Here is a 12,046-nt window from a genome sequence, read left to right on the forward strand (position 1 = left end):
CGACAGACCACGAATGCCGTTGATGTTCAGTGCATATCGGCGTTCTACGCCGCCCCCGGTCGCGCTGAGTCGACCGGCGTCCACTCGCCGTATCGACCGCCATGCGTGCGCTGTGTCGATCGGTGTTCGCGCGGCCGTTCAACGGGCATGTGCGCACCGACCACGGCGATCAGGTCAGCGCCTCCGCCAGCCTGTCCGTGGCCTCGACCAGCCAGTCGGGATCGCCGTGCGCCCTGCCCCACAGCGCCTCACGAACCGCCCCGGCCTGCGTCCACCGCCGCGTGCGGTCGAAGTCGAGTTCGGCCGCGTCGCAATAGATGTGCAGCAGCCGCCGCACCCGCGACCGCAGCTCCGCGCTGTGCAGCAACTCCAGGTATCGCGGACTGCGAATCACGTTGAGCGCGTCGATGGCCGGGTCGCCCGTGTGTCCCTTGGGATCCACGACCAGCCAGGGTTCGCGGTCGGAGGCGAGGATGTTGGCGTCGTGCAGATCGCCGTGCACCAGCGTCGCGGGCTGGTCCGGGCCGAGCTCGCGCAGCGTGGCCAGCGCCGGAGCGTAGACCGCGTCCGGCAGCGGATGGCCGAAAGCCGCCGCGTTCGACATCATCTCGCGCTCCCAGCGCAGTGCCGCGTCGGCCAGGGCCGGCAGCCCGGGCGGCGCCGGAACCGCCAGCCGGCGCGTGAGCGCGCCCTGAATCCGCAGTGCCCGTTCGTGATCGGTGACGGTGGCCAGTGTCCGCGAACTCGCCCGCTCGAGCAGCATGGCGAAACGGTCGTCGTCCCGGCGGAACAGCCGCGCGGCCCCGCGCCCGTCCCAGACCTGGAAGGCATCGGGTTCGTTGACGTTGCCCGGATGGGGGAACGAGACCTTCAGGACCGCCGGTGGCAGGTCCGGGTGCCGCACCGGGACGATGACCCCGACGTGACCGTGCAGGGGCGCTCCCACCGGGGTGCACGACCAGCGGTCCAGCAGTTCGTCGAGCAGGCCCGGCAGCGTCGCGATCCACGCGCGACCGGTCGCGCCCTCCCGCTCCACGGTGAGCCGGTCGAAAGCCGCCGGAATCGCGATCATGGCTCGACCCTAGACGGACGCGGCGAGAACGGCTGTGGCGCAGGGGAGAAGCGGCGGTCGTCGCCGTCACACGTTTGACTCGCGCCGATCCGGCTACTGCGGGGGTGTCAGTGGAACCCGTCGAAAGGGTGGCCGTCATGGGCTACAGGTTCGAATTGCCGCATTTCGCCAGCGAAGCCAATCTCGCCGAGCAGGCCCTGCGCGGCATGGACTCGGTGACCGCGGTCAGCACCGACGCCGCGTCCGAGACCCTGGACGTCACGTCCTCGCTCAGCTACGGCGAGGTCCTGGACGTGCTGCGCAGGCAGGGCATCTCCGCCAAGTAGGGGGTCCGTCGGCCCCGGGGTAACAACCGGGACCGGCCCCGGCGAGCCGCCGCGAGCCGCCCGCGATCCGGAGGCAAACTCCCGGGCATGTTCACCATGTCCGATTGCCGGCGCGGGTAGCGGCCGCCGTGGTCTGGCCGCTCGCGCACGTTCCCGCGCCCATGCTGGCGACCGCCGGTCGTCCGCCGAACGGCCCGGACTGGGCGGTGGAGATGAAATGGGACGGGGTCCGCATCATCGCGGTGCGCCGGGACGGTGAGTGCGCGCTCTACAGCCGGGCGGGCAACGCGGTGGGATCGTCGTATCCCGAGGTGGTGGCGGCGTTGAAAGCCGTGCCGGGCAACGGAACCCTCGTGCTGGACGGTGAGATCGTCGCCCCCGAACGCGACGGCGCGCCGTCCTTCGGCCTGCTGCAGCGGCGCATGCATGTGGAGCGTCCCGGCGAGCAGCTGCTGGCCGAGGTGCCCGTGCGCTTCTTCGTCTTCGACGTCCTGACGATCGGCGATCTGGACACCACGGGCGAGACCTATCTGGACCGCCGGGCGCGGCTCGCCGAACTGGAACTGCCCGCCCCGCTCTCCGCGCCGCCGCACTGGGTCGGCATGGACGCCAGGAAGTTGCTTTACGCCGCGGAAGAGCATCGGCTGGAAGGAATCGTCTCCAAACGCGTCGATTCCGTCTATCTTCCGGGGCGGCGCTCGCCCGCCTGGATCAAAACGCCCCTGCGGAACAACACCGAAGTGGTGGTCGCGGGCTGGACGCCGGGCACCGGCGCGATGCAATCGACCTTCGGCTCGCTGGTGCTCGGCGCGCACGACGAGAACGGGCGATTGGTCTTCCTCGGCAATGTCGGCACCGGTTTCACCCAGGCGGCGCGGCGCGCCATTCGCGACACGCTCGATCAGATCGCGGCCCCGGCAAGCCCTTTCGAGCAGTCGCCGCCCGAGGCGGCGGCCGGCGGCTGGCACTGGGTCGAGACGATCCTGGTGGGGGACGTGCAGTACCGCGAATTCCGGGGCGGGCGACTGCGCATGCCGAGCTGGAAGGGCCTGCGCACCGACAAGGTTCCGGCCCAGGTCGACGTGCCTCCGGTGCGCTGAGTATTGCAGTCCGAACCGTGCGTTGTCGCAACATAATTGGCATAAATCGGAAGTTTCGACCACAATCGGAGGGATGGTCGGCGATGGTGAACGAAAGCTGCGCGAGCTCTCGGCTGCCGATTCACTGAAACGCTTGGCCGGTGCGCAATACGGCCGAATATGCTTCTCCCGCCGCGGTGTTCCGATCATTCGGCCCGTGAACCACATTGTCGAGCTCGATGCCATCCTGGTGCGCGCGCACCTGGGCGCGGGTCTGCTGCAGGGTGACGGGCAGGTGGTCGCCTACGAGGCGGACGACTTCGACGAGCAGACCCGCAGCGGCTGGAGCGTCATCGTCACCGGTGTGGCCCGGGTGGTCACCGACCGAGAACAGGTGCGGCGCTATGTGACCCTGCTCGATCCGTGGGTCAATATGCCGACCGATCACGTCATCCGGATCGAGACCGAGGTGGTCACCGGCCTGGAGCTGGTCGAGGTGGATACCGACCGGTAACTCTGGTCTGGACGCGCCGGTCGCCTCCGGTAATCTGACACGCCTTGGACCGAGCTCGGCAACCCGTCGGCAAGCTCGGCGCGGTCCCCGGCGTCCCGCGCGCACGACGGCGAGGCTCGGTGCGGCCGCACGCACGTGTGGAAGGAACGTTCTTGACAGCCTCGAACAGCACGGAAAGACCGGCGGCCGAGCCCGGCTCGGCCACCACCGACGAGGGGTATGCGCGCGGCCTCTCGCCCCGCACCATCCAGATGATCGCGATCGGCGGCGCCATCGGCACCGGCCTGTTCTACGGTGCGGGCGGAGCGATCGAACAGGCGGGACCGGCGCTCATCCTCGCCTATCTGGCGGCCGGCCTGGCCATCTTCGTGATCATGCGGGCTCTCGGGGAACTGCTGACCTATCGCCCGGTCGCGGGCAGCTTCGCCGAATACGCCAACGAGTTCCTCGGCCGCTTCGCCGGCTACGCCACCGGGTGGACCTACTGGGCGGTCTGGGTCGCGACCTGCATGGCCGAGATCACCGTGGCCGGCAAGTACGTGCAGTACTGGTTCGACATTCCGCAGTGGGTGACCGCGCTCGTGGTCCTGGGCATCATGTTCCTGGCGAATCTGGTCTCGGTGCGCCTGTTCGGCGAGGGCGAGTTCTGGTTCTCGACCATCAAGGTCACCGCCATCGTGGCCATGATTCTCATCGGCATCGGCGTGCTGGTGTTCCACTTCGGGAACGCGAGCAACCCGACGGTCACCAACCTGTGGAACGACGGCGGCGTGTTCCCGAACGGCTTCGGCCAGGCGCTGCTGGTGCTGCAGATCGTGCTGTTCGCCTACGTGGGCGTGGAGCTGGTCGGCGTCACCGCCGGCGAGGCCCGCGACCCCAAGCGCACCCTGCGCAAGGCCATCAACACCCTGCCGTTCCGCATCGGCCTGTTCTACATCGGCGCGCTCATCGTCATCATGTCGGTCTCGAGCTGGCGAACCTTCCATTCCGGGCGCAGTCCCTTCGTGGAGGTGTTCGAGCAGATCGGCATTCCCGGCGCGGCCGCCATCATCAACTTCGTACTGCTCACCGCGGCGCTCTCGTCCTGCAACTCCGGCATCTACTCCACCGGGCGCATGCTGCGCAGCCTCGCCCAGCGCGAGGAGGCCCCGGCCCGGCTCGGCACGCTCAGCTCGCGGTCGGTGCCCGCGGCGGGCATCGCGCTGTCGGCGGCGGTCATGGTGATCGGCGTCGGGGTGAACTACTTCTCGCCGGACAAGGCGTTCGCGTACATCACCTCGGTGTCCACGATCGGCATCATCTTCGTCTGGGGCATGATCCTGATCTGCCACTTCCTGTACCGCGCCCGGGTGCGGCGGGGGCTGCTGCCCGCGAGCGACTACCGCCTGCCGGGCGCGCCGGTCACCACCGCGCTGGCACTGGGGTTCCTGGTCCTGGTGGTGGTGCTGCTGTTCTTCACCGAGGCCGGCCGCACCGCGATCATCGTCGGCGCGGTGTGGGGCGCGCTGGTGTGCGCGGCGTATCCACTCCTCGCGCGCCGGCACGCCGAGACCTAGGCCGGTCCGTGCGCGGCGGCGGTCACCCGGACGGGTGGCCGCCGCCGTTGTCTTCCCGCGCGACCCGGGATTCCGCGCGACCCAGTATGTTTCGCCGAATTCTCGGACGGCCGCGCGGTCGCGGGGCTACGTTGCCCTGGTAGGTTCTGCCTCCGGGAGCGCACATGAACGATCAGCGACGGTACGTGGTGATCGGGGGCGGGCTCGCGGGCCTGGCCTCCGCCGTCTGGCTGGCCGAGGCCGGCAAACAGGTGACGCTGCTGGAGCGGCGGGGGAGGCTGGGCGGGCGCACCCACGCGCTGGAAGTCGCTCAGCTGCACGATGTTCCGGACAACGGCCAGCACGTCATCGCCAGCGGATACGACCACCTGTTCCGCTACCTGAACAGCGTCGGCACCCGCGACTACGTGGCGTTCCCGCACAAGGGCGTCCTGCGCTGGCCCGGCGGGCGCGCCACGATGATGGGCACCAAGGGATTTCACGCGCTGCGCTCGCTGCTGGGCGCACACCCCGACGCCTCGGCCGCCGATCGGGCCCGCGCCGCGATCGCCACCGCGCGCCTGGGCTGGCAGTGCCTGAACCAGCCCGCCGATCTCGCCGAACTCACCACCGACCAGTGGTTCCGGCGGGTCGGCATGCCCGCGACCGCCCGCGAGGCCCTCTGGGATTGGCTGGCCCTGGGCATCGCCGCCGAACCCGTCCGGCAGGAATCGGCCAAGGTCTTCGCCGATGTGCTCGCGACCGGAATTCGCCTGGGCGTCAAGCATCGGCGGGCGGTCAGCATCGGCTATCCGACCACCGACCTGGACACCCTGTTCGTCACCGGCGCCCAACGGCTCTTCGAACGCACCGGGGTACAGGTGCGCTACCGGGCGGTGGCCCGGCGCATCCTGGTGCGCGACGGCGCCGTGACCGGTGTGCTCCTGGACGACGGCGAGACCGTGCCCGCCGACGCCGTCGTCTGCGCGGTGCCCAACTCCACCCTCGGGGGACTGCTGGACGAGCTGCCCGAGCACGACGAGATCTACGCCGCCGCCGACAAATTGGGCTTCACCCCGATCGTGAGCACCAACCTGTACCTGGACCGGCCGCTGGGCACCGAGGGTGCGATGGAGGCGCTCATCGGTGGCGCGGAGGTCGTCGATCAGGTCTTCGACCGCCAGCGCATGCACGGCCGGGACACCGCGAACGGCTGGCTGTACTGCCTGACCACGAGCGGGGCCTACGCGCAGATCCACAAACCCAGCCACGAGGTGGTGGACGAGCAGATGGCGCTGCTGCGCCGCTACTACCCGGCCGCCGCGGACGCGAAAGTCCTGCACGCGCAGGTGGTTCCGATGCCCCGCGCCACGTTCTCGCAGGTGGTGGGAACCGACGGCCTGCGGCCCGCGCAGCGCACCTCGGTGCCCACCCTGGTGCTGGCGGGCGACTGGACCCGCACCGACTGGTCCGCGACCATGGAGAGCGCGGCCCAGAGCGCGGCCCGCGCGGTGGACCTGCTGCTGGCGCTGCCCGATCCCGTGCCGGCCGGGCGGTGACACGGCCCGGCCACATCACGAATCCGCCGGGCGCCCCGGGCTACTCGCGTCCGGCTCGCGGTCGATCCGCGCCCGGCGGCTCGTGGAAGTAGTTGAGTATCAGGCGGGTGATGTCGGCCAGGAAGCGCTCGCGGGGGATGGGCGGGGCGTCGAGGATGTACCGGATGGTGAGGTGCTCCACCGTGCGCACGAGCATCCAGGCGGTGGCGTCGAAGTCGACGGACCGGGGGATGGCGCGTGACCGCATGGTCAGGGCGAGGCGGGCGAGTTCGCCGATCTGCTGTTCGAACGCGAGCACCCTCGCGCCCCCGGACAGGCGCGGGGTCTGCTCGACCACCGCGCGCAGCAGTTCGCGATCGGTGCCGAGCGCGTCGAGCAGTTCGGAAATGGTCTCCGGCACAGCGATCTCCGGCCTGCCGGTCAGATTCGCCATGACCCGCGCCCGGACCCGATCGGCGACCGCGCCGGTGTACCGCTCGATGACCGCGGCGACCACCGCGTCCTTGTTCGGGAAGTACTGATACAGCGAACCCGGGCTGATGCCCGCGGTCTCGGCGATGCGATTGGTCGAGGCCCCGTCGTATCCGTGGGCGATGAGCACCCGCTCGGCGGCGTCGACGATGCGCGCGACCATGGCCCGGGAGCGGTCCTGTCGCGGCGATCTGCGCTGGCCGGCAGGGGTTTTCGGAAGCTGTCGTCTCGGTGGCATGTCTTTTCCGTCGCGGTTCGGAACGCGAATTGAACGCGAGTAAATATTCGTGTCAGCCTGTGGCCATGGTGACATATGCCGCCGCGGACAGCGAGCGAGAACCGATCGCCCTCGGCCCGGAATCGTTGACCTGGAAGATCTTCGGATCGCTCTATTACGCCCCGACCGGGTTCTTCATGGGCATGGTGCAGAACATGCATCCCGGGCTGGGCGCGGGCGTGGAGTTCCACTCCGAGATCGCGAGCGAACCGTATCAGCGGGTGCTGCGCTCGGCGTACCCGATCGTCGGGGTGGTGTTCGACGGTCCGCGGGCGCGCGAGACCGCGCGGGAGATCGTCGGGTACCACCGCGCCATCAGGGGCGTGGACGCCCGGGGCCGCAGGTATCACGCGCTCGATCCCACGACCTTCTACTGGGCGCACGCGGTGTTCTTCGTGCAGACCCTGCGCACCGCCGAGCTCTTCATGGGCGGGCTCAGTGGCGCACAGCGCGAACAACTCTGGCGTGAGCATTACCGGTGGTACGAGCACTACGGCATGAGCATGCGGGTGGTGCCGCCGAGTTGGCCGGAGTTCCAGCGCTATTGGCGGGACATGTGCCGGGACACCCTGGAACCGACCCGGGCCGCGCGGGACGTGTTCGACCTCATCGGCGCCGCGCCGGTGCCGCCGTTCCCGGTGCTGCGGCACCTGCCGGATCCGCTGTGGGAGCGTGTGATTCGTCCGCCGGGTGCGCGCCTGGTGCGGTTCGTGACCATCGGCCTGTGCGATCCGGCGATCCGCCGGACCATGGGATTCGGCTGGACCGCCCGCGATCAGTGGGTCTTCGATCGGCTGTGCCGGCTCCTGTCCGCCCTGCACCGCGTGACTCCGGACGCGGTGAACTACTCCTTCCCGCGGATCCGGGCCGCGCGCCGCCGCGTCGCCGGGAAACGCCCCGCCACCCTGGGCCCGCCGCAGGCGCCGGAAATGCTCTGGCCCGCACCGGAGAACCGGGACGATCCCAAGCATTACTGTCCCGTCCACGCCCCGGGCGGCGACGCGATCACCGCATTCCGTCAGCTGACAGGATTCTGAACGATGGTGCCGCACAGCGACTCCCCGCCCGTGACCGGAGCGCATCCCTACGACTACTACTACCGGCCGGGTCTGCCCCTGCGGCCTGCGCCGCCCCGGGCCGTGCCGTCCGACCTGTGGTTCGCACCGCGCCGGGCAATGCTGTCGCCGTGGCTCGATGTCCGGCTCGAACCCGCCGACACCCCGCGCACCCGGCTCATGGCCGATCACCTGTGGCAGGGCGACGAACCGATGGACGCGCTGGTCGCCGCATTCCGCCGCGTGGGTACCGCCGCCGGCCGACGGCAGCTCGATCAGGCCCTGGCACACGGGATCGACAGCGTCGACGACCCGGCGCCGGAACTGGTGCGCGTGATCGCCCGGCTGGACGACCCACCCGCGTGGTTCGACCCCGATCGCTGGGAACGCGGGCGCCGGCGCTGGATCAACGTCTCCACCGCCGGGAAGATGGCCATGGGCGTGCAGGATTTCATGGGCACCTTCGTCGGCGCGGAGGTCGCCTCGGCCGTCGGGGCCACCGGTCGGTTCGTGAACGACACCTACCGGCGCAATCTCGAATCCGCCGTCTGGTTCGGCAGCGTCACCGCGCCGGGCGCGCTCGAACGCCGGAATCCGATCCTGCACGACACCGTCCGGGTGCGCCTCATGCACGCGCAGGTCCGCGCCATGCTCCGGCGCCGGTGGGGCGACGCGCATTTCGCCGGGCACGGGAGCCCCATCTCGAACGCCACCACGATGGGTGCGGCCGTCACCTTCGGGCTCACCCCGATCTGCTTCGATCACGTGCACGGACGCCGCTGCACGACAGGAGAACTCGACGACGTCATGCACTACTGGGCGTACATCGCCTACGTGTTCGGCGTCGCGGAGGAGCTGATCCCGCGCTCGGCCGCCGAGGGAATGGAGATGGTGGACTACATGGTCGCGACGGCCGGTGTCGCGCCGGACTGGACCGCGAGGATGGCGGGCGCGGCTACTCGGCGCCTGGCCGGTACCACCCCCGCCGCGCGCCTGCGCCGCCTGAGCACCGCGCCGGTGCTCGGGGCCTTCGCCTTCTACAGCAGCGAACCGCTGGTGCGAACCCTGCTGGCGGACACGCCGTTACGCGATGTACCGGTCCGGCCCTGGTCGGCCCTGACCGCCACCGCCGCGACCACGGCGGTTCGCCTGCGCGCCCTCGACGACCGGCTCCCCGGTGCTCGCGCCCGCGCCGGCCGCCGCACCGCCGGGTACGACCCGTTCTGGCAGCGCAATATTCGCCTCGCCCGCTTCCTGGCCGCCCGCGCCGGAATCCGCGGCACCCCGTTCGACCACCACGACGCCTCGGCGGACGATCCGGTCCGCTGCCCGAGATGAGCGGCCGCTCAGCGCGCCGATCCCGCGATGGTCAGGTAAGCGGTCATCAGGACGAACAGGAACCACCCGGCCCCCTGCCAGATGGGCCAGGTCCGCCCCGCCGCCCACTCCCGGATGGTGATCACGAAAGCCCCGACGCCCCCGGCCAGCAACACCCCGCCCGGCAACAGTCCCACGATGACCCGCGAGGTCGTGTCACACAGCATCGTGTCGGCGTCGAGACACTGGTTCCGCGCCGCCGCCCACACCAGCACGATCGCGGCCGACACCGCCGCGACGATCAGCACCCCGAGCACGTACCGGCCGGCCCTGCGCAGCGCCCCCGGGTCGTTCCACTTCTTCTCCACGTCGTTGACCACGCCCCACACCTCCTCGCCAGGTAGTTGCCAGCGCACCCCCTCCCAAACATAGCCCCGGCCGGACGGTGCGGGCACGCCGTCGCACGGCCGCCCGGTCACGGTCGGGACCGGTTCGGATTCTCGCGCGCCGACCGAGCAGCACGTACCGGAGCGACCCGCCGGATGACGCGGCGGATCCCGGCCCGCCGGGCGCGCGTGGTCGACCACGCGGTCGGGATCGTGCCGAAAGCCACGCCCCTGGGCAACTGTGCGCGGGATCGTGCCGCGGATAGCGAAGGGACAGGTCGGCTCTGCAAGCACGACCGGCCTCCGCGGCGATGAGACCGTGCTTGGCCTGGTGCACCGCCCGACGCGGTCGCCGAGTTCCCTCTGATGTGACCGGGCCTGCGGCGATCCGTGCGAACCGGCGCGGTTCGGTCAGCGGGCCTCCGCGGCGAGACCGATGCCGAGGCCGACGAGCACCGCGGCCAGGGTGCGTTCCACCCGCTGGCGAATGCCGGTGCGGCGCAGCCAGTTTCCGGCGCGGTCGGCGGCCAGCACCACGCCCACGCACCATGAGGTGTCGATGACCAGCTGGATCACCGCCAGGATGATCACCGTCGGCAGCACCGGGCCCTCGTCGGGGAGGAACTGCGGCAGGATCGTCAGGCCGAACACCGCCGCCTTCGGGTTGGCGGCGATCGAGATCAACGAGGCCCGGAAGGCCGCCCCGGGCGTGCGCCCGCCGGGCAGTGCCGCGGTCAGCGCCGCACCGAAGACATCGTCCCCGTCGCCCCTACCCCGGGCGCCGCGCCAGGCCTGCACGCCGAGCCAGATCAGCACCACCGCGCCCAGGATGTGCACCGCCTGGTTCATGATCCGGTTGGCCACCAGCAGCGCCGACAACCCGAGCCCCCCGGCGAGGGTCCAGCCGAACATGCCGATCTCGTTGCCCACGACCGCCGCGAGCCCCGCCTTGCGCCCGTCCCGCACCGACCGCTGCAGGAACAGCGCGGTCGCCGGCCCCGGCAGCGCGGCCAGCATCAGACAGGCGAGCATGAAAGCAGGCAGAACCTCGACCCAGTGCGGCATCCCGAGATGCTCGCACGCCCACCCGCTCGCGGCCAACCCGTTTCCCCGCCGACCAGCACGAATGCCCGCTCTCACGCCCGCTCAGCGGCTGGAGCTCCTAACGGTCCAACGTCCCGCGGCGAGGGGAAACGCCCCGCATGTGTGAAGTCGAACCTCGGATCTGCGCCGGTGCGTCCTGTGTTGAGGGACCCCGGCGTGCGTTCACACCGCCGCGTGGTGGAAGTCCGCACCGCCCACGTAGTGGGTGTGGCCCGCCGGGCCGGTCGCCACGGTCGCGTCGGCGACGGCGGTCGCGAACTCCTCGACGGTAGGCAGGGCGCCGTGGTCGCGGCGGGCGGTCACGGCCTCGGGATCGCGGCGTTCCAGCAGGCGGACGATGATCGTGCCGTCGATCATGTCGCCGGAGACGACGGTGAAACCCACTGCGCGCCGCTCGAATTCGGGGACCATCGCGCGCAGGGCGTCCTCGCCCGCGCGTTTGCTCGCCGCGATCGGCTCGTACCCCGCCGGGACGGGACGGGTGGGGGAGAAGTGGGCCTGATGACTGGTGACGAACACCAGGTGGCCGCCCGCGGGCAGGTGCGCCAGCGCGAGGGTGGCCAGGCGGGCCTGCGCGTCCCGGTTCAGCAGCATGGCGTAGCCGGGCGCGGCCTCGCGTTCGAGGCCGCCGGAGGCGTTGAGCACCAGCACGTCCAACCGGCCGAACTCCGCCACCACATTGTCGATGAGCGCGCGGGCACTGTCCGGGTCGGTGATGTCCGCGCCCGCCACCGACGCGCTGCCGCCCGCCGCGCGCAACTCCGCCACGAGGGTCTCCGCGCGCTTGCGCTTCTCGCGGTAGTTGACGACCACGTGATCGCCGCGCGCCGCCAGCACCCGGGCGGTCTCCGCGCCGATTCCCCGCGACGCGCCCGTGACCAGCACGATCCGTCGCCCGCCCGGCACGCCCGCCGCATTCCCCGTCGATTCCACGCACTGACCTCCGGCCCCGATGATTGCTTCTGATTTAGAACCAATATGGTGGTTCGAAATGAGAAGCGCAAGCCACCCCGCCTCGTCCAACAGCCGCGCCGAGTCCGCGGACGGCCCCGTACTCGCCGCCATGGACCTGCTCGGTCAGCGGTGGATGTTGCGCGTGATCTGGGAACTCGAACCGGGCCCGCTCGGCTTCCTCGCGTTGCGCCGGCGCATGGGAAATTGCTCGTCGAGCATGCTCTCGGTGCGCATGCAGCGCCTGCAGGAAGCCGGTGTGGTAGCCAAGAAGCCGGACAAGTCGTATGAATTGACCACCGCGGGAATCGAACTCGGGCTGGCGCTCGAGGCGCTGTGGAAGTGGTCGGACCGCTGGGGCGCGAACCTGGCGCGGGTGGACGCGGAGCTGGACGGGTAG

General features: G+C 70.6%; 13 protein-coding genes. 8 read left to right on the forward strand and 5 right to left on the reverse strand.

From position 1 onward, the window contains the following. Window positions 1-169: 169 nt before the first annotated feature. Window positions 170-1,072, reverse strand: a complete 903-nt coding sequence (locus tag ACWIGI_RS01550; protein ID WP_454200373.1) for an aminoglycoside phosphotransferase family protein — start codon at window positions 1,070-1,072, stop codon at window positions 170-172. 137 nt (window positions 1,073-1,209) lie between these two features. Between ACWIGI_RS01550 and ACWIGI_RS01555 the strand changes: the two genes are divergently transcribed. The 5 genes from ACWIGI_RS01555 (at window position 1,210) to hpnE (ending at window position 6,085) form a co-directional block, all read left to right on the forward strand. Further along, window positions 1,210-1,398 (forward strand): hypothetical protein, encoded by a 189-nt coding sequence (locus ACWIGI_RS01555; RefSeq protein WP_454200374.1) that lies wholly within the window; start codon window positions 1,210-1,212, stop codon window positions 1,396-1,398. 104 nt (window positions 1,399-1,502) lie between these two features. Further along, window positions 1,503-2,498: a non-homologous end-joining DNA ligase gene (ligD, locus tag ACWIGI_RS01560; protein WP_454200375.1), complete on the forward strand. Its 996-nt coding sequence runs from the start codon at window positions 1,503-1,505 to the stop codon at window positions 2,496-2,498. Between the two features lie 73 nt (window positions 2,499-2,571). After that, window positions 2,572-2,991: a pyridoxamine 5'-phosphate oxidase family protein gene (locus ACWIGI_RS01565; protein ID WP_454200376.1), complete on the forward strand. Its 420-nt coding sequence runs from the start codon at window positions 2,572-2,574 to the stop codon at window positions 2,989-2,991. A gap of 152 nt (window positions 2,992-3,143) precedes the next feature. Continuing rightward, on the forward strand, window positions 3,144-4,547 hold the full coding sequence (locus tag ACWIGI_RS01570) for an amino acid permease (RefSeq protein ID WP_454200377.1): 1,404 nt from the start codon (window positions 3,144-3,146) through the stop codon (window positions 4,545-4,547). Window positions 4,548-4,711: 164 nt separating this feature from the next. Further along, window positions 4,712-6,085: a hydroxysqualene dehydroxylase HpnE gene (gene hpnE, locus ACWIGI_RS01575; RefSeq protein WP_454200378.1), complete on the forward strand. Its 1,374-nt coding sequence runs from the start codon at window positions 4,712-4,714 to the stop codon at window positions 6,083-6,085. A 40-nt stretch (window positions 6,086-6,125) separates the two neighbouring features. On the opposite strand, the gene ACWIGI_RS01580 is transcribed toward hpnE, so the two are convergent. Then, the gene (locus tag ACWIGI_RS01580; RefSeq protein WP_454200379.1) at window positions 6,126-6,719 is read right to left on the reverse strand and encodes a TetR/AcrR family transcriptional regulator; all 594 of its coding nucleotides are present in this window, start codon (window positions 6,717-6,719) and stop codon (window positions 6,126-6,128) included. Window positions 6,720-6,859: 140 nt separating this feature from the next. On the opposite strand from ACWIGI_RS01580, the gene ACWIGI_RS01585 reads away from it, so the two are divergent. Both ACWIGI_RS01585 and ACWIGI_RS01590 read left to right on the forward strand, forming a co-directional pair. Beyond that, entirely contained in the window at window positions 6,860-7,870 is a 1,011-nt protein-coding gene (locus ACWIGI_RS01585) for an oxygenase MpaB family protein (RefSeq protein WP_454200380.1), read from the forward strand. A gap of 3 nt (window positions 7,871-7,873) precedes the next feature. Then, complete coding sequence (locus ACWIGI_RS01590; protein WP_454200381.1) at window positions 7,874-9,226, forward strand: oxygenase MpaB family protein; 1,353 nt, start codon at window positions 7,874-7,876, stop codon at window positions 9,224-9,226. An 8-nt stretch (window positions 9,227-9,234) separates the two neighbouring features. Here the strand turns inward: ACWIGI_RS01590 and ACWIGI_RS01595 are convergent, their stop codons facing one another. The 3 genes from ACWIGI_RS01595 to ACWIGI_RS01605 all read right to left on the reverse strand — a co-directional run bounded on the left by ACWIGI_RS01595 (window position 9,235) and on the right by ACWIGI_RS01605 (window position 11,628). After that, on the reverse strand, window positions 9,235-9,684 hold the full coding sequence (locus ACWIGI_RS01595) for a hypothetical protein (protein WP_454200382.1): 450 nt from the start codon (window positions 9,682-9,684) through the stop codon (window positions 9,235-9,237). A 318-nt stretch (window positions 9,685-10,002) separates the two neighbouring features. Then, on the reverse strand, window positions 10,003-10,656 hold the full coding sequence (locus ACWIGI_RS01600) for a LysE family translocator (RefSeq protein WP_454200383.1): 654 nt from the start codon (window positions 10,654-10,656) through the stop codon (window positions 10,003-10,005). 201 nt (window positions 10,657-10,857) lie between these two features. Continuing rightward, on the reverse strand, window positions 10,858-11,628 hold the full coding sequence (locus ACWIGI_RS01605; protein ID WP_454200384.1) for an SDR family oxidoreductase: 771 nt from the start codon (window positions 11,626-11,628) through the stop codon (window positions 10,858-10,860). A 58-nt stretch (window positions 11,629-11,686) separates the two neighbouring features. Between ACWIGI_RS01605 and ACWIGI_RS01610 the strand changes: the two genes are divergently transcribed. Continuing rightward, complete coding sequence (locus ACWIGI_RS01610) at window positions 11,687-12,046, forward strand: winged helix-turn-helix transcriptional regulator (RefSeq protein ID WP_454200385.1); 360 nt, start codon at window positions 11,687-11,689, stop codon at window positions 12,044-12,046.

This window comes from Nocardia sp. NPDC055321, from assembly GCF_053645575.1.